General features: G+C 71.3%; 19 protein-coding genes. 6 read left to right on the forward strand and 13 right to left on the reverse strand.

From position 1 onward, the window contains the following. Positions 1–126: 126 nt before the first annotated feature. The 5 genes from ACIQMR_RS09000 (at position 127) to ACIQMR_RS09020 (ending at position 4,727) form a co-directional block, all read left to right on the forward strand. Entirely contained in the window at positions 127–1,047 is a 921-nt protein-coding gene (locus ACIQMR_RS09000; protein WP_401384921.1) for a 5'-3' exonuclease H3TH domain-containing protein, read from the forward strand. Positions 1,048–1,098: 51 nt separating this feature from the next. After that, on the forward strand, positions 1,099–1,935 hold the full coding sequence (locus tag ACIQMR_RS09005; RefSeq protein WP_401384608.1) for a siderophore-interacting protein: 837 nt from the start codon (positions 1,099–1,101) through the stop codon (positions 1,933–1,935). A gap of 381 nt (positions 1,936–2,316) precedes the next feature. Continuing rightward, positions 2,317–2,901 (forward strand): sigma-70 family RNA polymerase sigma factor, encoded by a 585-nt coding sequence (locus tag ACIQMR_RS09010; protein ID WP_266375605.1) that lies wholly within the window; start codon positions 2,317–2,319, stop codon positions 2,899–2,901. Beyond that, a complete protein-coding gene (locus ACIQMR_RS09015; protein ID WP_401384611.1) occupies positions 2,898–3,722 on the forward strand; it encodes an anti-sigma factor domain-containing protein in 825 nt (274 codons plus the stop codon). The genes ACIQMR_RS09010 and ACIQMR_RS09015 overlap by 4 nt, the downstream gene beginning before the upstream one ends. 81 nt (positions 3,723–3,803) lie before the next feature. After that, entirely contained in the window at positions 3,804–4,727 is a 924-nt protein-coding gene (locus ACIQMR_RS09020) for an ADP-ribosylglycohydrolase family protein (protein ID WP_401384613.1), read from the forward strand. Between the two features lie 355 nt (positions 4,728–5,082). Here the strand turns inward: ACIQMR_RS09020 and ACIQMR_RS09025 are convergent, their stop codons facing one another. The 11 genes from ACIQMR_RS09025 to ACIQMR_RS09075 form a co-directional block, all read right to left on the reverse strand. After that, a complete protein-coding gene (locus ACIQMR_RS09025; protein ID WP_401384615.1) occupies positions 5,083–7,911 on the reverse strand; it encodes a DEAD/DEAH box helicase in 2,829 nt (942 codons plus the stop codon). Between the two features lie 107 nt (positions 7,912–8,018). Next, positions 8,019–8,888, reverse strand: a complete 870-nt coding sequence (tatC, locus tag ACIQMR_RS09030) for a twin-arginine translocase subunit TatC (protein WP_401384922.1) — start codon at positions 8,886–8,888, stop codon at positions 8,019–8,021. Positions 8,889–8,992: 104 nt separating this feature from the next. Next, entirely contained in the window at positions 8,993–9,286 is a 294-nt protein-coding gene (gene tatA, locus ACIQMR_RS09035; protein ID WP_266375588.1) for a Sec-independent protein translocase subunit TatA, read from the reverse strand. A gap of 209 nt (positions 9,287–9,495) precedes the next feature. Then, positions 9,496–9,693 (reverse strand): hypothetical protein, encoded by a 198-nt coding sequence (locus ACIQMR_RS09040; RefSeq protein WP_401384617.1) that lies wholly within the window; start codon positions 9,691–9,693, stop codon positions 9,496–9,498. Between the two features lie 41 nt (positions 9,694–9,734). After that, on the reverse strand, positions 9,735–9,998 hold the full coding sequence (locus ACIQMR_RS09045; RefSeq protein WP_401384620.1) for a hypothetical protein: 264 nt from the start codon (positions 9,996–9,998) through the stop codon (positions 9,735–9,737). Between the two features lie 22 nt (positions 9,999–10,020). After that, complete coding sequence (locus ACIQMR_RS09050; RefSeq protein ID WP_401384621.1) at positions 10,021–10,977, reverse strand: helix-turn-helix transcriptional regulator; 957 nt, start codon at positions 10,975–10,977, stop codon at positions 10,021–10,023. Between the two features lie 17 nt (positions 10,978–10,994). Beyond that, entirely contained in the window at positions 10,995–11,951 is a 957-nt protein-coding gene (locus ACIQMR_RS09055) for a helix-turn-helix transcriptional regulator (RefSeq protein ID WP_401384623.1), read from the reverse strand. Positions 11,952–12,084: 133 nt separating this feature from the next. Beyond that, a complete protein-coding gene (locus tag ACIQMR_RS09060) occupies positions 12,085–12,459 on the reverse strand; it encodes an FKBP-type peptidyl-prolyl cis-trans isomerase (RefSeq protein WP_266375578.1) in 375 nt (124 codons plus the stop codon). 43 nt (positions 12,460–12,502) lie between these two features. Continuing rightward, the gene (locus ACIQMR_RS09065; RefSeq protein ID WP_401384625.1) at positions 12,503–13,435 is read right to left on the reverse strand and encodes an FKBP-type peptidyl-prolyl cis-trans isomerase; all 933 of its coding nucleotides are present in this window, start codon (positions 13,433–13,435) and stop codon (positions 12,503–12,505) included. A gap of 125 nt (positions 13,436–13,560) precedes the next feature. After that, complete coding sequence (gene pafA, locus ACIQMR_RS09070) at positions 13,561–14,922, reverse strand: Pup--protein ligase (protein ID WP_401384627.1); 1,362 nt, start codon at positions 14,920–14,922, stop codon at positions 13,561–13,563. Positions 14,923–14,931: 9 nt separating this feature from the next. Then, positions 14,932–16,203: an MFS transporter gene (locus ACIQMR_RS09075; protein WP_401384629.1), complete on the reverse strand. Its 1,272-nt coding sequence runs from the start codon at positions 16,201–16,203 to the stop codon at positions 14,932–14,934. 126 nt (positions 16,204–16,329) lie between these two features. Between ACIQMR_RS09075 and ACIQMR_RS09080 the strand changes: the two genes are divergently transcribed. Beyond that, the gene (locus ACIQMR_RS09080) at positions 16,330–17,355 is read left to right on the forward strand and encodes a LacI family DNA-binding transcriptional regulator (protein WP_401384632.1); all 1,026 of its coding nucleotides are present in this window, start codon (positions 16,330–16,332) and stop codon (positions 17,353–17,355) included. Positions 17,356–17,472: 117 nt separating this feature from the next. Here the strand turns inward: ACIQMR_RS09080 and prcA are convergent, their stop codons facing one another. Both prcA and prcB read right to left on the reverse strand, forming a co-directional pair. Continuing rightward, the gene (gene prcA, locus ACIQMR_RS09085; RefSeq protein ID WP_401384635.1) at positions 17,473–18,234 is read right to left on the reverse strand and encodes a proteasome subunit alpha; all 762 of its coding nucleotides are present in this window, start codon (positions 18,232–18,234) and stop codon (positions 17,473–17,475) included. Positions 18,235–18,296: 62 nt separating this feature from the next. Beyond that, complete coding sequence (prcB, locus tag ACIQMR_RS09090) at positions 18,297–19,142, reverse strand: proteasome subunit beta (RefSeq protein WP_401384638.1); 846 nt, start codon at positions 19,140–19,142, stop codon at positions 18,297–18,299. Between the last annotated feature and the right edge of the window lie 66 nt (positions 19,143–19,208).

Here is a 19,208-nt window from a genome sequence, read left to right on the forward strand (position 1 = left end):
CGGTGTCGGTGGGGCCGAGGAGTGTCAGTGGGCTGGGCCCGGTGCCGGTGAGGCCGAGGAGTGTCGGTCGGGTCGGGCCCGGTGTCGGTGCGGTGCGGCATCATTCGGACTGTGACGCGACGCCTGATGCTCCTCGACACCGCTTCCCTCTACTTCCGTGCGTACTACGGGGTCCCGGACTCCGTGCGCGCGCCCGACGGCACTCCGGTCAACGCGGTGCGCGGGCTGCTCGAATTCATCACCCGGCTGGTCCAGGACCATCGCCCGGACGACCTGGTGGCCTGCATGGACGCGGACTGGCGGCCGCACTGGCGGGTGGAGCTGATCCCTTCGTACAAGGCGCACCGGGTGGCGGAGGAGACCGAGACGGGCCCGGACGAGGAGGAGATCCCGGACACGCTGTCACCGCAGGTCCCGGTCATCGAGGACGTGCTGGACGCGTTCGGCATCGCCCGCGTCGGTGTCGCGGGGTACGAGGCGGACGACATCATCGGCACCCTCACCGGCCGCGCACCGGGCCCGGTCGACATCGTCACCGGCGACCGCGACCTCTACCAGCTGGTGGACGACGCCCGGGGGATCCGGGTGCTCTATCCGCTGAAGGGCGTCGGCCTGATGCAGACCACGGACGAGGCGGTGCTGCGCGAGAAGTACGGCGTGGACGGGCCGGGGTACGCGGATCTGGCCCTGCTGCGCGGAGACCCGAGCGACGGGCTCCCGGGGGTCCCGGGCATCGGCGAGAAGACGGCGGCGAAGCTGCTGGCCACGTACGGGGACCTGGCCGGGATCATGGCGGCCGTGGACGACCCGGGCTCCAAGCTCACTCCGTCGCAGCGCAAGCGGCTGGACGAGTCGCGCGCCTATGTGGCGGTCGCGCCGAAGGTGGTGCGGGTCGCCGGCGACGTGGCGGTGCCGGACTTCGACCCGGCGCTGCCGAAGGAGCCGCGGGACCCGGCCCGGCTGGAGGAGCTGGCTCTGCGCTGGGGCCTCGGCCGTGCCGTGTCCCGGTTGCGGACGGAGCTGGCGGCCGCGAGTTCCAGCGACTGAGGTGTTAACTTAGGCAAGCCTAAGCATCTACAGTCAGCAGGGGAGACCGCCGTGGCAGAGACACCCGCCCGAAAGGCACCGCAGATCCACGAGGCACGGGTGCTGCGTACGGAACGGATCACGCCGCACATGGTGCGCCTCGTGCTGGGCGGCGAAGGGCTGGCGTCCTTCGGCACGGAGGGGTTCACCGACCACTACGTGAAGGTCGTCTTTCCGGTGCCGGGAGTGACGTACCCCGAGCCGTTCGACATGACCCGGATCCGTGAGGAGCTCCCTCGCGACCAGTGGCCCAGCAACCGCACCTACACGGTGCGTTCGTGGGACCCGGTGCACCGCGAGCTGGTGATCGACTTCGTCGTCCACGGCGACGAGGGACTCGCGGGTCCGTGGGCGGCCCGCGTCCAGCCCGGCGAGACCGTACGACTGCTCGGTCCCGGCGGCGGTTACGCGCCGGACCCGGCGGCGGACTGGCATCTGCTGGCGGGCGACGAGAGCGCCCTCCCGGCGATCGCGGCGGCACTGGAGCAGATGCCGGTGGGCGCGGTGGTCCACGCCTTCGTCGAGATCTCCGGGCCCGAGGAGGAGCAGAAGATCACCACCCCGGACGGAGTCACGGTCACCTGGCTCCACCGTGGTGCCCGCCCCTTCGGCGAACCGCTGATCGCGGCGGTGCGCGAGCTGGAGTTCCCCGCGGGCGACGTGCACGCGTTCGTCCACGGCGAGGCGGGAGCGGTGAAGGAACTGCGCCGGTACCTCCGCCTGGAGCGGGGCATTCCGCTGACGCGGCTGTCCATTTCGGGCTACTGGCGGCTGGGCAAGTCGGATGAGGCCTGGCGCGCGATCAAGCGCGAGTGGAACGCGGAGGTGGAGCGGGAGCAGGAGGGGTGACCGCCCCGGAAGGGGGTGACCTCCCGCCGGTTGTCCCGTAGGGGACGACCGGCCCGCTCTCGTCCGCGGCCCGGCGAACGGCCCGCGATCCGCCGCACCTGAGGGCTCTGCACGTGAGGGCTGCGCGTCCTCGGCTGTACGTGGGGCCGCCCGTGCCCGGCCGTGTGGAGGGTGCCCGTCCTCGGGCTCTCCTGCGTGCCTGCGGCCCTGTTTCCCTCCGGCGAGCCCTCCCCCGACGACCCCCGTCCCGCCCCGTATGCCGTCGCCGCGCGTCCCGAGCCGCCCACGCGAGAAACACGCAGGTAAAAACTTCCGCCGGACAGCAGTCAGGACGCGCTTCCGTTCCGTATATGGAAGGTGAGCGCGGGCGAGGGGAGAGCGGTGAAGGAAGCGATACGCATCACAGGGGCACCACCTGCGGGGCCGGGACTCGACGAGTTGCTCGTCCGGGTGGCGCGCGGCGACCAGGCGGCGTTCTCCCGGGTGTACGACGCGGTCTCGGGTCCCGTACTCGGCGTAGTACGCGGCGTGTTGCGCGATCCGGCGCAGTCCGAGGAGGTCACCCAGGAGGTGCTCGTCGAGCTGTGGCGCACCGCCGCGCGCTACCAGCCCTCCCGTGGCTCCGCGCTGACCTGGACCCTCACCCTCGCCCACCGTCGCGCCGTGGACCGGGTACGCTCCGCCCAGGCCGCGGTGGAGCGGGAGCAGAAGGCCGCGCGGCTCGGTGGGACGCCGGCGTTCGACGATGTCGTCGAGCAGGTCGAGGCCCGGCTCGAACGGGAGCAGGTACGGCGCTGTCTGCGCACGCTGACCGAGCTCCAGCGCCAGTCGGTGACCCTCGCCTACTACCGCGGGCTCGCCTACCGCGAGGTGGCGGAACTGCTGTCGGTGCCGCTGGGCACCGTGAAGACCCGTATGCGCGACGGACTGATCCGTCTGCGCGACTGTCTGGGAGTGAACGCATGAGCGCGGCGGCGAAGGGCGCAGGGCGGGATGCCGAGCTGCACACGCTCACCGGCGCGTACGCCCTGAACGCGCTCGGCGACCGGGAACGCGCACGCTTCGAGCGGCACCTCGACGCGTGCCCGGCCTGCGAGCAGGAGGTACGGGAACTCGGCGCCACCGCGGCACGACTGGGCCTCGCCGTCGCCGATCCCCCGATGCCCGCGATGAAGTCCCAGGTGCTGGCGCGGATCGCGACGGTGCGCCAGGAGCCTCCGACGGTCGCCGGTCCGGACACGACCGCGGGATACGGGCATGTCCGCACCCCCGTCCGCAGGGCCCGCCCGGCGGGGCGCCGCAGGTTCCCCCGCTTCGTCCTCGCCGCCTGTCTCGCGGCGGTCGCCGGGCTCGGGGGCGTCGCGTTCTGGCAGCAGCGCGCCGCCGAGGATGCCGCCGCCGAGGCACGGAAGGCGACCACCCTGGCTCAGCAGCGGACCGAGGCGCTCGCCGACGTGCTCACCGCTACCGACGTACGCACCACGAGCACATCGCTCGGCGACGGAGCGACCGGCACGGTGGCCGTCTCCCGCGACCGCGACCAGGCCGTCTTCCTGGCCTCCGGACTGCCGGAACCGGGCAGCGGCAAGGTCTACCAACTGTGGTTCGCCGACGACGGCACCATGCGCCCGGCCGGACTGCTGGAGTCGTCCGGCGCGCCGGAGGCACTGCTCATGGACGGCCCGGTGGACGGGGCGACGGGCATGGGCATCACCGTCGAGCCGGCGGGCGGCTCGACGAAACCGACCACCACACCCCTGGGGCTGCTGAACTTCCCGGCGGTGTAGGTGCATTGATCACAGCGCCGCCTCCCGGAGCCAGCGGTGGGCGGCACGTACCGTGAGTCGAGGCGGACCTACGATGGGCCCATGCGCATGACAGACAGGGCGATCGGGGCGGTGGTCGGCTCCGCGGTGGGCGACGCGCTGGGCGCGCCCTTCGAGTTCGGGCTCGCGGGCGTGTACACGGCCAAGTTCCCGGACGGCGTGGGCGAGATGTGCGGGGGTGGCGGCTGGGACCCCGGGGAGGCCACCGACGACACACAGATGGCCGTCCTCGTCGGCGAATCCCTGCTGGAGCGGGGCGGACTCGAACCCGCGGACATGTTCGGGCGCTTCCGCCGCTGGGCCGCGGCAGGGCCGAAGGACATCGGTCTCCAGACCGAGCAGGTCCTCGGCGGCGGCGAGCCGTGGGATCTGGCGGCCACGTTGCACTTCCAGGTCAACGGCCGTGCGGCGGGCAACGGTTCGCTGATGCGTGCGGCGACGTCCGCGGTGTACTTCGCGGGCGACGGGCGCGACGTCACGATGGCCGCGGCCCGGCGGATCGCCGCCCTGACGCACGGCGACCCTGCCGCATGGGAGGGCACGGCGGTCCTCCACGAACTGATCCGGGTCGCCCTTGACGGGGGCGATCCGGTCGATGCGGTGCCGGACGCTCTGGCCGAGGTGCACGAGGACCATCGGGAGCGCTGGGCCACCGCGCTGGCGCCCGGTTGGCACCCGGACGACGCGACCGAGTTCAACGGCGCGGTGTGGCCGTGCCTCGGCTCGGCGCTGTGGACGCTACGGACGACGACGTCGTTCGAGGAGTCGCTCGGCGCCGCGATCGATCTGGGCGGCGACACGGACACGGTCGCGGCGGTCACGGGAGCGCTGGCGGGCGCGGTGTACGGCGCCGCCGCGATCCCGGAGCGCTGGACCTGCGCCCTCCACGTCCCCCTGCCCGGGCACGGCTCGCGTGTCCTGCGCACCCAGGACCTGGCGGCTCTGGCGACGGCCCTGGTCGGCTAGGCGAGCCGGCGGCTCACCCCGTACCGGCGGTCCGGCGATCCGCGGTGCTGCGTCCGCCGTCGCGGAGGCGTGGGCCGCCCGGGCCTCGCTGAACTGCGCCTACGCGGTGCGCCGCCCCCCCCCCGGGGGGGCGCCCCCCCCGGTCCGGGGAAACCCCGGCGCAGCCCCCCCCGCGGGGCGCCCCCACCCCCCGCCGCCCGGCCGCGACCCCCGGGGGGGGGGGGGGGGGCCCGGGGGGGGGGGGGGGCCGGGGGGGGGGGGGGGGGGGCGCCGCGGGGCGTCTCTCCCGGGCCCCGGGGGGGGCCCCCCCCGGGGGGGGGGGGCCCCCCACCGCACGTTCCGGAGAATCCCGGGATCAGCCGACCGAGCTGTACGCCACCACGCCGCGCAGCAGTGCCTCGACCGCCTTGCGTGCGTTGCGGGTCACGGTCGACTGCTCCACGGGTGCCGCGGCCGCGATCTGGCCCAGTACGTCGATGACCTGCTTGCACCAGCGCACGAAGTCGCCGGCCGGCATCTCCGCCTCGCGCAGGACCTCGTCCAGACCCTTGCCCGAGGCCCATTCGTACGCGGCCCAGGCGAAGCCGAGGTCGGGCTCGCGCTGTCCCACTCCCTCGGCCTGGTTGATGCGGAACTCCTCCTCCAGCGCGTCCAGCCGGCCCCAGATGCGCACCATCTCGCCGAGCGCGGCCTTCGCCTTGCCCGGCGGCACCTTGGGCGCCACCGCGTCATCGGCCTGGCGCGCCTCGTACACCAACGCCGAGACACACGCGGCCAGTTCGGCGGGGCTGAGCCCCTCCCACACCCGTTCGCGCAGGCATTCGCTCGCCAGCAGGTCCAGCTCGCCGTAGAGCCTGGCCAGCCTCCTGCCGTGCTGGGTGACCTCGTCCTCGCGGAGGTAGTCCATCTCCGTCAGCAGCGCGACGATGCGGTCGAAGGTCCGGGCGATCGTGTTCGTCCGGCCCTCGATGCGGCGCTCCAGCTGGCGGGTGTCGCGCTGGAGCCGGTGGTAGCGCTCGGCCCAGCGGGCGTGGTCCTCACGCTCGTCGCAGCCGTGGCAGGGATGGGCGCGGATCTCCTTGCGCAGCCGGGCGATCTCCCGGTCGTCCGCGGCCTCGGCACGCGGCCTGCGGTGCCGGTCGGGCACGATGTGCCCGGCCTTGGTCCGCAGGGCGGACGCGAGGTCCCGGCGGGACTGCGGCGAGCGCGGATTGAAGGACTTGGGGATCCGCATCCGCTCCAGCGGCTCGACAGGGACCGGGAAGTCCATCGAGGCGAGCCGCTTGACCTGCCGCTCGGCGGTCAGCACGAGCGGGCGGGGACCGTCGTGGTACTCGTATCCGCGGTGGCTGTTGGACCGGCCGGCCGGCAGGCCGGGGTCGAGGACCAGGGCCAGCCCGGCGAACTTGCCGGTGGGGACGTGGATGACATCGCCCGGCTTGAGCTTCTCCAGCGAGTCCGCGGCGGCCACCCGGCGCTGCGCCGCGCCCTGCTTGGCCAGTTCGGTCTCACGGTCCTTCAGGTCCCGCCGCAGCCGTGCGTACTCCTCGAAGTCGCCGAGGTGGCAGGTCATGCCCTCCCGGTAGCCGGAGAGCCCTTCCTCGTTGCGCTGCACCTGGCGTGAGATGCCCACGACCGACCTGTCCGCCTGGAACTGCGCGAACGACGTCTCGAGCAGCTCGCGCGAGCGGTGCCGGCCGAACTGGTGCACGAGGTTCACCGCCATGTTGTACGACGGCTTGAAGCTGGAGCGGAGCGGATACGTGCGCGTGCCGGCGAGTCCGGCGAGTGCGCCCGGGTCCATCCCGCGCTGCCACAGCACGACGGCATGGCCCTCGACGTCGATGCCGCGCCGGCCGGCGCGGCCGGTCAACTGGGTGTACTCGCCAGGGGTGATGTCGGCGTGCTGCTCGCCGTTCCACTTGACGAGCTTCTCCAGCACGACCGATCTTGCGGGCATGTTGATGCCGAGCGCCAGGGTCTCGGTGGCGAAGACGGCCTTGACGAGGCCACGGACGAAGAGTTCCTCGACAACTTCCTTGAACGTCGGGAGCATTCCGGCGTGGTGCGCGGCTATGCCCCGCTCCAGGCCCTCCAACCACTCGTAGTAGCCGAGGACATGGAGATCCTCACCGGGGATGGAGGCGGTGCGCTGCTCGACGATCTCCCGCACCCTCTGGCGCGACTCCTCGTCGTTGAGCCGGAGGCCCGCGTACATGCACTGCTGGACGGCGGCCTGGCAGCCGGCGCGGCTGAAGATGAACGTGATGGCGGGCAGCAGCCCTTCCGCGTCCAGCCGCTCGATGACCTCGGGCCTGCCGGGGGTCCAGATGCGCCCGCGCTGTCTGCGCTCACGCTCCCGGTCGGCCTCGCGGACCATCTTGCCGCGGCGGCGTTCGCGCGGGTTGTAGGTCCGCGAGTTCTCCATCCGGGCCATGCGGACGAGGTCGGGGTTGACCTCGCGGCGGGCGGCGCCCCGGCCACCGTGGTCGGTCTCCTCCTCGAACAGGTCGTACATCCGGCGTCCGGCGAGGACGTGCTGCCACAGGGGCACGGGCCGGGACTCGGAGACGATCACCTCGGTGTCGCCACGGACGGTGTCCAGCCAGTCACCGAACTCCTCGGCATTGGACACGGTGGCCGAGAGGGACACCAGCGTCACGGAGTCGGGGAGGTGGATGATCACTTCCTCCCAGACGGCGCCCCGGAAGCGGTCCGAGAGGTAGTGCACCTCGTCCATGACCACATAGCCGAGGCCGCGCAGCGACTGGGAGCCCGCGTACAGCATGTTGCGCAGGACCTCGGTGGTCATGACGACCACGGGGGCTTCGGAGTTGACGCTGTTGTCCCCGGTGAGGAGGCCGACCTTCTCCGGGCCGTACCGCTTCACCAGATCCGAGTACTTCTGGTTGGACAGCGCCTTGATGGGCGTCGTGTAGAAACACTTGCGTCCCTGGGCCAGTGCGAGATGCACGGCGAACTCGCCCACGATGGTCTTGCCGGAGCCCGTGGGGGCCGCGACGAGCACGCCCTTTCCGGCCTCCAGGGCCTCGCAGGCCTCGATCTGGAAGGGATCCAGACCGAACTCGTACAGGTCGCGGAAGGGAGCGAGCGCGGTGGCCTGCTCGGCGGCACGGATCCGCGCAGCGGCGTATCGCTCAGCTGGTGAGAGGTCCTCTGTCATCTTGCTGTCGAGCCTACCCGTCGCCTCCGACAGTGGGCTCGATCTTTAAAGCAGCGAGGGTGCCCGGCTCCCGCCGGGCACCCTCCGCGCGTTCTCCGCCCGGGAGATCACGTGACGTCGTCGTATCCGTTCACACGGTCACGCCCGGGGCTCGACTGCTCGGGCAGCGCGAGGGCCGCCGAGACCGGCTCGGGCCTCAGGTCGACCTCGGACGCCTCGTCGTCGGCCAGGCCCCGGTCCGGGTTGCTGCGCCGTCGCCGCATGTCGTTGACGAGCGAGAAGCCCACGGCCATGAAGTAGAGGACGGTGATCGGCCCGGCGAGCGCGATCATGCCGACGGGGTCCGTCGTCGGTGTGATCACGGCGCCGAAGACGAAGACGCCCATGATGACGGCACGCCACCACCCGAGCATGCGCCGGCCGGTCAGCAGGCCGGTGAGATTGAGCATCACCAGCACCAGGGGCAGCTCGAAGGCGAGCCCGAAGACGAGCACCATCCGCAGGGTGAAGTCGAGGACGTCGCCGAGCGAGAGGATGTTCGCCGACCCTTCCGGCGTGAGGCTGATGAGCACCTTCACGCTGATGGGAAGGATGAGGTAGGCGAGGTACGCACCCGCGGTGAAGAGGGGTACCGCCGCGCCGACGAAGGCGTAGGTGTACTTCTTCTCGTTCCTGTGCAGGCCCGGCGCCACGAAGGCCCAGAGCTGGTACAGCCAGACCGGGCTCGCGACGACCAGACCCGTGGTGAGGCTCAGCTGGATCGTCGTGCTGAACGGCGCCATCAGCGTGTTGAAGGAGACGATCGCGCAGTTGCCGCCGTCGCTGGTGACGCCCGGCCCGCACGTGGGCACGGACTTCGTCAGGAACTGCATCAGGTCCTGGCTGTACACGAGGGCCACGATCGTGACCGCCACGATGGCGAGCAGACCCTTCGCGAGCCGGTTCCTCAGCTCACGCAGATGTTCCCCGAGCGGCATCCGCCCCTCGGGGTCCTTCTCCTCTTTGCGGGCAGACTTGAGCAACCCACGTCCTCATCTCGTGCGGCAGGCCGCCGACCAGCGGCGGCCGCGGCGGACCTGGGTCAGCGCTTGGTGGTGTCCGTCGGCTCGGTCACGGGACGCGAGCTGGTCACATCACCGGGCGCGGCCTGGATCGTGCGGGGCGCGGACGTGGTCTGGTCCTGGGCGGAGCCGGGCACCGGCGGGTCGGCCGGGGCGCTCTTCTGGTCGTCCGACTTCATCGCCTTGGCCTCGCTCTTGAGGATCCGCGCCGACTTGCCCAGGGAACGAGCCATGTCGGGGAGCTTCTTGGCGCCGAAGAGCAGGATGATGACGACGAGGATGAGAATGATCTCGGTGGGGCCGAGCCTACCCATAGCTGTTTACCTTCTTCACCGAGGCGACAGTAAGTGCATCAGCCCGGTCGTCGGGCATACGTCCGACCACCGCGCTGCAAGCGATCGTAACCCGCAGCGGTGAACGCAGGGCAATGCCCGTGCAGATTCGGCATTGCAGCCCGCGGCCCGGCTGCCGGAACGATTCGTGCAGCGTACCGCCCCTTGCGCCGCCGGTGGAGACCGCGCTGCTACCTCAGCGTCTCGCCCGTCCGCGCCAGGTTCATCGCCGCCTTCTCCAGGTCCTCGGCCGCGTGATTGATCCGTTCCGTCGTCGCCGCCACCTGGCGGCCGAGGCGCTGGGCCTCCAGGAAGACGCGGATGCCGAGGACGCCGAGGACGGCGATGCCGAGGAATCCCAGGGCGATGGCGAGCATGGGCCAGAACATGGTGCAGAGCCTAGGGGTCGGGGAGAGATCGGAGGGGGAGATCAGACCGTGGAGTGGAGGCGCAGCGTCCGCACTCCGCCGCCCGTGAGGAGCTCGATGATCCGCTCCCCCGCGGGCTTGCGCACCGCCGTCCCGCACTCGGGACAGGTGAACGAGTAGAACGTGGTCCGCCGGCTCGCGCCGATCGCGAGCCGCAGAGCGCCCGCCGCGAGCTCGAGGCGGGCCCGGCAGTCGGGGCAGGCGGCCTTGAACAGAACCGGGACCTTGGGCACCGGAACGCCGGGCAGCACGGACATGTCCCTCATCGTTTCCATTCGGTCGCGGTCGTCAGTCCTGGCCGTCGTACGCGGCGAGCGCCTCACGCGCCGCCCGCCGGGCGCTGTCCGCCAGGTCCTGCGGGGCGACGATCCGGCCGTCGCGTCCCAGGCGCAGCGCGAGCCGCCGCAGCGACGCGGGGTCGGGGGTGCGCAGGGTGATCCGCAGACCGCCGTCGGGCTGCTCCTCCGCGCTGTCGTGCGGGTAGTACTCGGCCACCCAGCGGCCGCCGGGCCCGACCTCGACCACGACCTCCGGGTCCTCGGCCGACGGCTGCACCAGGCCTTCGGACAGGTCGCGCAGCTCCATCTCGGGCGGCGCGGACGGCTCGTCGAGCAGCCGGATCTCGGCCACCCGGTCGAGCCGGAAGGTCCGGCGCGCCTCGGAGAGGTAGCACCAGGCCTCCATGTACGTGTGGCCGACGGCGAACAGCCGGATCGGGTCGACCTCACGCTCGGTGAGTTCGTCGCGCGCCGGGGAGTAGTAGCGCAGCCACAGCCTGCGACGCTCGGAGATCGCGCGGTCGACGTCGGCGAAGACGCCGCCCTCGGACTCGAAGGTCACCGACAGCCGGGAGCTGGCGCCCGCCGCCTCGCCGGCCGCGGCCTCCAGCTTGGCGGTGGCCCGCAGCAGTGCCTCGCGGTCGCCCTCGCGCAGCCCTGGAAGCGTGGCGACGGCGCGCGCCGCGACCAGCAGCGCGGTCGCCTCGTCGGCGGCCAGCCGGAGCGGCTCCGCGACATCGTCCGGGTTGTGCCACCAGATCCGGTCGCCGTCCGTGTCGATGTCGAGCAGATCGCCGCCCCGGAAGCTGGTCCCGCACATGGGCAGCACGTCGAGGTCGGAGATCAGTTCGTCCTCGGTGATCCCGAAGGCCCGTGCGACGTCCCCGACGCGTGCTCCGGGGCGCTCGCGCAGATAGGTCACCAGCGAGAGCATCCGCCGGGTCTGGTCGATGGCGTTCGCGGCCATGCTTGTACGAGTCCCCCTCAGCCCTTGGCCACGGCACGCAGCCGGTCCACGACATCGGCCCGCAGATCGGCGGGCTCCAGTACGACGACGTCCGGCCCGAACTCCACGAGCCAGGCGTCGAGTCCGTGTCCGTACGGAATCTCCAACTCGTCCCAGCCGTCGAAAAGTTCCCGTACGGAGGTGGCACGCGCGCGCAGCGGGTAGCCGGCCCCGGCGCGCAGCCTGATCCGCGCGGTGCGGGTGGCGGTCTCCCCGGCCCAGCTCTCGACGGTCTCCCGCACGGTGACCACGTCGGGCACGGTGGCCGTGAAGGAGGCGGCGCGCGAGCGGACCTTGCCGGTGATCCGGGAGAGCCGGAAGACGCGCTCGGCGCCCCGGTCGCGGTCCCAGCCCGCGAGGTACCAGTGGCCGCGCCAGCACTCCAGCGTCCAGGGCTCGACCTGGCGGGTCTCGGGCCGTACGGCGTTGGACTTGCGGTAGTCGAAGGTGACGGGCCGGCGGTCGCGGCAGGCCAGCATCAGCGGCTCGAAGGCGGCCTCGTGGACGGGGATGCGCGTTTCGAGGGCGCTGTGCTGCGCCTCGTACGCGTCCTCGGCCTCGGGCATGCCGGCCGCGCGCAGCTTCTGGAGGGCTCCGCTGGCCGCTCCGGCGAGCCGGGCCTGCTGCCAGACCCTGGCGGCCAGGCCGAGCGCCGCGGCCTCCTCGGCGTCGAGGGTGATGGGCGGGAGCCGGTTGGAGTCCCTGCGGGCGAGATAGCCGGTCTCGCCGTCGAGGTTGTCCACGGTGGCGATGACCAGTCCGAGCTCGCGGAGGTCGTCCTTGTCGCGTTCGAACATGCGGTTGAAGGCGTCGTCGGAACCGGCTTCGAGATAGGCCTCTATGGACCCGCGCAGTTCCCGCTTGCTGAGCGGCCGACGCGTCCCGAGCAGACACAGCGCCAGATTCATCAGCCGCTCGGCCTTGGCAATGGCCATCGACGCCCAACCCGCCCTTCCTCGCACGTCCTCTGATCGTCGAACCTACCGCTACGGAGCGTCGTGGCAAAAGCGTGGGGCCCACGCCTGGAAGGCATGGGCCCCACGGTGACCGGTCGGGAACCGGTTGCGATCAGATCGCGACCAGGTCGCAGACGAAGATCAGCGCCTCGCCCGGGGCGATGAGGCCGCCACCGGCGCCGCGGTCGCCGTACGCGAGGTGCGCGGGAATGATCAGCTGGCGGCGGCCGCCGACCTTCATGCCCTGCACTCCCTGGTCCCAGCCCTTGATGACCTGGCCGATGCCGAGCTGGAACTGCAGCGGGGTGCCGCGGTTCCAGGACGCGTCGAACTCCTCGCCGGTGGAGAAGGCCACGCCCACGTAGTGGACGGAGACCGTGTCGCCCGCCTTGGCCTGAGGGCCGTCGCCCTCCCAGATGTCCTTGATCTCCAGGTCGGCCGGCGGCTCGCCGCCCGGGAAGTCGATCTCGGGCTTCTCGATGCTCACGTGTTGCTCCTTGCGTTCTTTGTGCGAGTCAACGCGGACAGTCTTACAGAACCGCCAGGATGTCGACGGAGAAGACCAGCGTGGACTTGGCCGGGATCGGGCCCTGGGCCTGGTCGCCGTAAGCCATGTCCGGCGGCACGACGAGGAGGACGCGGCTGCCGACCTTCTTGCCCTCCAGGCCCTTCGACCAGCCCGGGATGACGTTGGCGAGCGGGAAGGTGACCGGAGCGCCCTTGGAGTAGCTGCTGTCGAACTCCTTGCCGTCCTTCCACAGGACGCCCTTGTACTGCACGGCGACGGTGTCGCCCGCCTTCACCGCCGGGCCGCTGCCCTCGATCACGTAGTTCGAGACGAGCTTGGTGGGCGCGGGCTTCTGGGGGACGGTGATCGACGGGGCCTTGCCGTCGGTGTTCGTACCGACCTTGGGCAGGTCGAGGTTGTCCTGGGCGACGTCGGTGCCCTTGGCGGTGGTGGGGAGGGTCGTCCCCTTCACGATGTCCATGACGAACACCAGCGTGGCGTTGGGCGGGATGTCTCCCTGGCCCGAGGCGCCGTAACCGAGCGCGGGCGGGATGGACACCTCCAGCCGGCTGCCGACCTTCTGGCCGTCGAGGGCCTTCTGCCAGCCCTCGATGACTCCGCCGCCGCCGATCGTCACCGGGAACGGCTCACCACGGTCGAAGCTGTTGTCGAACGGCTTGTCGCCGTCCCACAGCTGGCCGAGGTAGTTGACCTGGGCCTGGTCGCCCTTCTTCAGGGTCTGCCCCTTGCCCTCGCTGATGACCTCGACCTTCAGGTCCTTGGGCGGTTTGCCCTCGCCCTTGGCGAGAGTGGGCTTCTCGCCGAACTTCTGACCCGCTGTGATGGCGGGCAGTCCGTTCGACGTCGAGGCGGAGTCGGAGCCCTTGTCGTCACCGCATGCCGCTGTGGAGAGCAGCAGCAGGGGCACGACGAGTAGGCCGGCAAGTCGGCGCACGTGTTCCTCAGATCTCAGACGGCACTTCGGTCGCTCGACACTCTAGGCCGTGCCAAGGGCCCCGCACGAGAAACGTACGGGGCCCGGGTGACTCTCCGGCGCTGCTGTTCCCCGGTCGGGGGGACCTACATTCCGGCGATCAGCTTCTCCACCCGGTCGTCGACCGACCGGAAGGGGTCCTTGCACAACACGGTGCGCTGTGCCTGGTCGTTGAGCTTGAGGTGGACCCAGTCGACGGTGAAGTCCCGGCGCTGCTCCTGCGCGCGGCGGATGAAGTCCCCGCGCAGTCGTGCCCTGGTGGTCTGCGGGGGCACGGACTTGCCCTCGAAGATTTTGAGGTCGTTGCAGATCCGGGTGGCCTGGCCCCTCTTCTCCAGGAGGTAGTAGAGCCCGCGGCGGCGGTGGATGTCGTGGTAGGCGAGGTCTATCTGGGCGACCCGCGGGTGCGACATCGTCATGTTGTGCTTGGCCCGGTACCGCTCGATGAGCTTGTACTTCATCACCCAGTCGATCTCGGTGCCGATCCGGTCGAGGTCCTCCTCCTCGATGGCCTCGAGGGTGCGGCCCCACAGCTCCAGGACCTGGGCGACCGTGCCGGTGCGGATGCCCCGGCGGTCCACGAAGTCGACGGCCTTCTCGTAGTACTCGCGCTGGACCTCCAGGGCGGAGGCCTCACGGCCGCTGGCCAGACGGACCTTGCGCTGACCGGTGATGTCGTGGCTGACTTCGCGGATCGCCCGGATCGGGTTCTCCAGCGTCAGGTCACGCATCACCGTGCCCGCCTCGATCATGCGCAGCACGAGGTCGGTGGCGCCGACCTTGAGCAGCATCGTCGTCTCCGACATGTTCGAATCGCCGACGATGACATGGAGGCGGCGGTAGCGCTCGGCATCCGCGTGGGGTTCGTCCCGGGTGTTGATGATGGGCCGGGAACGGGTGGTGGCGGAACTGACGCCCTCCCAGATGTGCTCGGCACGCTGGCTGACGCAGTAGACGGCGCCCCGTGGGGTCTGGAGCACCTTTCCCGCACCGCAGAGGAGCTGACGGGTGACGAGAAACGGGATGAGGATGTCCGCGAGCCGGGAGAACTCTCCGTGGCGGGCGACGAGGTAGTTCTCGTGGCAGCCGTAGGAGTTTCCCGCCGAATCGGTGTTGTTCTTGAAGAGATAGACGTCGCCCGCGATTCCCTCCTCGTGCAGGCGGCGTTCGGCGTCGACGAGCAGGCCTTCGAGGATGCGCTCGCCGGCCTTGTCGTGGGTGACCAGTTCGGTCACGTTGTCACATTCGGGAGTTGCATATTCCGGATGTGAGCCCACGTCGAGGTAGAGGCGGGCACCGTTGCGCAGGAAGACGTTGCTGCTGCGGCCCCATGACACAACTCGGCGGAAGAGGTAGCGCGCCACTTCGTCAGGTGACAGTCGGCGCTGTCCCCTGAACGTGCACGTGACGCCGTACTCGTTCTCCAGCCCGAAAATGCGGCGGTCCATGACTGAACATTACGCCCGATGGCCTGAGCTGAAACCGGGTTCGACAGCACCGCTTCGATCATTTTCATCCATCGACGCGATGTGTTCGGTGCGGCCGGGAGCTGCGAGGACCCTGCCGGTGGCCAGCAGGACGAACAGTGCGGCGATGCCGCCGAAGCCGGCGACGGCGAAGCCCGCGCTGGTCCCGCCCAGTTCCACCGCCGGGCCGGCGGCGGCCGTGCCGACCGCCGCGCCCACCCCGAAGGTGGTCACGAGCCAGGAGAACGCCTCGGTGACGGTGCCCCTGGGGGCGTGCCGGTCGACGACGATGAACGCGCAGGCGATCGCGGGTGCCAGGAACACACCGGAGACGACACCGAGCACGGTCATCGCGGGGACACCGGGGGTGAGCACGAGCGGCAGATAGCCGAGCGCCAGCAGGCCGGTGATGACGCGCAGTCGCCGCTCGGGGGCGCCCGCCCAGGTGCGGGCGCCGTAGACGACGCCGCCGACGAGCGCGCCGAGGCCGAGGGCGGCCATGAACCATCCGTACACGGATGCGCGGCCGTGGTCGTCGGCGTACCCGAAGGCGGCGACGGTGATGGAGCCGAGGGCGAGACCGACGAAGAAGAACGAGCCGAGCAGGGCGAGCAGACCGGGTGAGCGCAGGGCGCCCAGCCAGTGGGCCTCGCGGGGCGCGGATTGCCAGGTCCGGGAGGGTTCGGAGACCACCACGGAGAGCGCGCCGAGGACACCGAGGACGTTGATGACGAGGAGTGCCGCGGCGGGTGACAGCAGCCATACGAGGAGCGTCACCAGCAACGGACCGACGGTGAACATGACTTCCTGGGCGATCGCGTCCATGGCGTAGGCGCGGTGGACCCGGTCCTCGCGGTGTCCGAGAACACCGGGCCACAGGGCGCGCAGTCCCCCTTCGAGGGGCGGGGTGAAGAATCCGGCGACGGCGACGGCCGCGTACGCCGCGGGGAGCGAGGCGATGCCGGTGAGGGCGAAGACCGTCATGCCGAGCGCGGAGACGACGGCGGCGGGGAGCTGGACGCGGGGCTGCCCGCGCAGGTCGACCAGACGGCCGAGGAGCGGCTGTCCGGCGGCGGTGGCGAGTCCGTAGACGGCCGCGAGGGCGCCGGCCAGCGTGTAGCTGCCGCCCTCGGCGCGGACGAAGAAGACGATCGCGATATGGGCGATGCCGTTCGGCAGGCGGCCCACGAGCGTGCCCGTGAGCAGGCGCGCCGCATGGGGGGCCTTGAGGATGTCCGCGTACCCGGAGAGTCCGGCTCCCATCGCTTCTGCCTCTTCCTCTCGGCGCCGCGAGGACGTTTTACGTATAACTTGATGGGTCATACGTACCATGTCCGCAGGCCGGGAGTCCATTCCGCGGCGCACGGGAAACAGAGCGCGGAGGCGAGTGTGCAGACCCGGGAGCCCGTCGGCGGCGCGCGGCCGACCAGCAGGGACGTGGCGCGGGCGGCCGGGGTGTCACAGGCCACGGTCTCGCTGGTGCTGGGCGGCAAGTGGCGGGGCCGGGTCTCCGAGCGCACCGCCGGGCTGGTGCGCGAGGCTGCCCGCGAACTCGGCTACCGGCCGAATCTCGCCGCCCGCAATCTCCGGCTCGGCCGGACCCGGACCGCGCTCCTCGTGGTGCCGGCGCTGACCAACGAGTTCTTCGCCCGCGTGTACGCGGGCGCGGCCGCGGTCGCCGCCGAGCACGGCTTCGGGGTCGTCGTGTACCCCTCCCCCGAAGGCGTCGGTCCCGCGCGGGACCCCTTCGCGTCCGCACGGGCAGCGCTGGACGGGGTGATCGCCTCCTCCATGGCGGCCGGGGCTCTGGACGCGATCCGCGGGGCCGACCTGCCGCTGGTGATGCTCGACAGCGACCCGGCGGATCCCGCCTCGGCGGCGCAGGTCAACCTCGACATCGCCGACGGTATGCGGCAGGTGACGGACCATCTGCTCGGCCTCGGCCACCGGCGCTTCGTGCATCTCGCCTCGGCAGTGCCCTCGTGGACCTTCGAGGTACGGGCCCGGGCACTGGCGGCGGCGCTGGGCCCGGCCCCGGGCGCGGAGCTGCGCACGGTGCCGGCGCCGCTCGACGTCAGCGGTGCCCGGGCGGCCACCGAACGGGCACTCACCGGGGCGGCGCCCCGGCCCACCGCGCTGATCTGCGACGACGACATCCTCGCGGCGGGGGCGTGCAAGGCCGTCCGCCGTCTCGGGCTGCGGGTTCCGGAGGATGTCTCGGTGACGGGCTTCGACGATCTGGCGCTGGCGACGGCGCTGGAGCCCGAGCTCACGACGGTGCGGCTGCCGGCCGAGCGGGTGGGCGAGGAGGGCATGTCCGCGCTGCTCTGCGTACTGCGCGGCGAGTCCCCGGCACCCGCGGCACTCCCGGTGACGCTGATCCCCCGCGCCTCCACGGCCCCACCTGGCCGCTGAACACCGCGAGCCCGGCCCCCAGGGGCCCGCGGGCCGGGAATCGCGTCCGGACGCGGCCGTGCCCCGGACGCGAGTGCGTCCGGGGCACGGATGGTTCGGGCAGGGGCCGGGAGGAGGCTAGGACTCGTCCTCGGGATCCTCCGCGTCGGAAGGGACCTCCGTCGGGGTCGAGGCCGCGTCGTCGGCCTGGAGGAGGCGGGAGAGCTGGCGTCCCACGATCCGCTTGAACTTCCGCTGCTGCGGTCGCGTACGGTCCAGGATCGCGACCTCCAGCCGCTCCGCGGGGATCTCCCGCTCGCTGCCGTTGGTGTCGCGGGACAGCGCCTGTACCGCGAGCTTCAGCGCCTCGGCGAGCGACATCCCGTCGCGGTGCCGCTGGTCGAGGAAGGTGCTGATCTGCTCGGCGTTGCCACCGACCGCGACCGAGCCGTGCTCGTCCACGATCGAGCCGTCGTGCGGCAGCCGGTAGATCTGGTCGCCCTCGGGGGACGTGCCGACCTCGGCGACGACCAGCTCCACCTCGTACGGCTTCTCACCGGCGCTGGAGAAGATCGTGCCCAGGGTCTGCGCATAGACGTTCGCGAGGCCGCGGGCCGTCACATCGTCCCGGTCGTAGGTGTAACCACGCAGGTCGGCGTAGCGGACGCCGCCGATCCGCAGGTTCTCGTACTCGTTGTACTTGCCGGCCGCGGCGAAGCCGATCCGGTCGTAGATCTCGCTGAACTTGTGCAGCGCACGGGACGGGTTCTCACCGACGAAGACGATGCCGTCGGCGTACTGCAGCACTACCAGGCTGCGGCCACGGGCGATGCCCTTGCGGGCGTACTCCGCCCGGTCGGCCATGGCCTGCTGGGGTGAGACATAGAACGGCGTCGACACCGGCTATCCGTCCCTTTCTGTCAGTGGCGAGGGGTCACCGCCCGGCGGTGTCCTGGGGAACATCAGAGCAGCGCGGCACGCGGGCCGTCGGGCTGCTCCATCCGGCGCTCCAGCACCGAGCGGGCGATCTCGGCGGTCTCGGCCTCGGTCAGCTTGCGGAAGCCCTCGTCGGTGATGACCGTGACGATCGGATAGATGCGGCGGGCCACGTCCGGGCCGCCCGTCGCGGAGTCGTCGTCCGCCGCGTCGTACAGCGCCTGGACGACCAGGGTGATGGTCTGCTCCTCGGTGAGGTCCTCGCGGTAGAGCTTCTTCATCGCCCCGCGGGCGAAGATCGAGCCGGAGCCGGTGGCCGCGAAGCCGTGCTCCTCGGAGCGGCCGCCCGTGACGTCGTACGAGAAGATCCGGCCCTTCTCGCGGTCGACGTCCCAGCCGGCGAAGAGCGGGACGACGGCGAGGCCCTGCATGGCCATGCCGAGGTTGCTCCGGATCATCGTGGAGAGACGGTTGGCCTTGCCCTCGAGGGAGAGCTGGGCGCCTTCGACCTTCTCGAAGTGCTCCAGCTCCAGCTGGAAGAGCTTCACCATCTCCACCGCGAGGCCGGCGGTGCCGGCGATGCCCACGGCGGAGTACTCGTCGGCCGGGAAGACCTTCTCGATGTCGCGCTGGGCGATCATGTTGCCCATGGTCGCCCGCCGGTCACCGGCGAGCACCACGCCGCCGGGGAAGGACGAGGCGACGATCGTCGTGCCGTGGGGTGCTTCGATGACGCCCTGCACGGGGGGCAGGACGCGCTTCCCCGGGAGCAGCTCCGGGGAGTGCTCGCCCAGGAAGTCCATGAACGACGACGAGCCGGGCGTCAGGAAGGCTGCCGGCAGACGCCCGGTGCTACGAGGGTTGGCTTCCACGCGTTTCCTTCCGGATAGGCGGCGGCCCGCCTGCTGACGAGCCGCGGGCCGATCTTGCATGCATTG

The organism is Streptomyces sp. NPDC091376 (assembly GCF_044757085.1).
Taxonomy (GTDB): Bacteria; Actinomycetota; Actinomycetes; order Streptomycetales; family Streptomycetaceae; genus Streptomyces; species Streptomyces pratisoli.

Coding starts and splice junctions, on each gene's coding strand:
- tatC (WP_401384922.1), bottom strand. CDS start 8,888: ATGCCGCTCGGGGAACATCTGCGTGAGCTGAGGAACCGGCTCGCGAAG.
- ACIQMR_RS09040 (WP_401384617.1), bottom strand. CDS start 9,693: ATGTTCTGGCCCATGCTCGCCATCGCCCTGGGATTCCTCGGCATCGCC.
- ACIQMR_RS09015 (WP_401384611.1), top strand. CDS start 2,898: ATGAGCGCGGCGGCGAAGGGCGCAGGGCGGGATGCCGAGCTGCACACG.
- ACIQMR_RS09045 (WP_401384620.1), bottom strand. CDS start 9,998: ATGAGGGACATGTCCGTGCTGCCCGGCGTTCCGGTGCCCAAGGTCCCG.
- ACIQMR_RS09020 (WP_401384613.1), top strand. CDS start 3,804: ATGCGCATGACAGACAGGGCGATCGGGGCGGTGGTCGGCTCCGCGGTG.
- ACIQMR_RS09000 (WP_401384921.1), top strand. CDS start 127: ATGCTCCTCGACACCGCTTCCCTCTACTTCCGTGCGTACTACGGGGTC.
- pafA (WP_401384627.1), bottom strand. CDS start 14,922: ATGGACCGCCGCATTTTCGGGCTGGAGAACGAGTACGGCGTCACGTGC.
- ACIQMR_RS09075 (WP_401384629.1), bottom strand. CDS start 16,203: ATGGGAGCCGGACTCTCCGGGTACGCGGACATCCTCAAGGCCCCCCAT.
- tatA (WP_266375588.1), bottom strand. CDS start 9,286: ATGGGTAGGCTCGGCCCCACCGAGATCATTCTCATCCTCGTCGTCATC.
- ACIQMR_RS09050 (WP_401384621.1), bottom strand. CDS start 10,977: ATGGCCGCGAACGCCATCGACCAGACCCGGCGGATGCTCTCGCTGGTG.
- ACIQMR_RS09025 (WP_401384615.1), bottom strand. CDS start 7,911: ATGACAGAGGACCTCTCACCAGCTGAGCGATACGCCGCTGCGCGGATC.
- ACIQMR_RS09055 (WP_401384623.1), bottom strand. CDS start 11,951: ATGGCCATTGCCAAGGCCGAGCGGCTGATGAATCTGGCGCTGTGTCTG.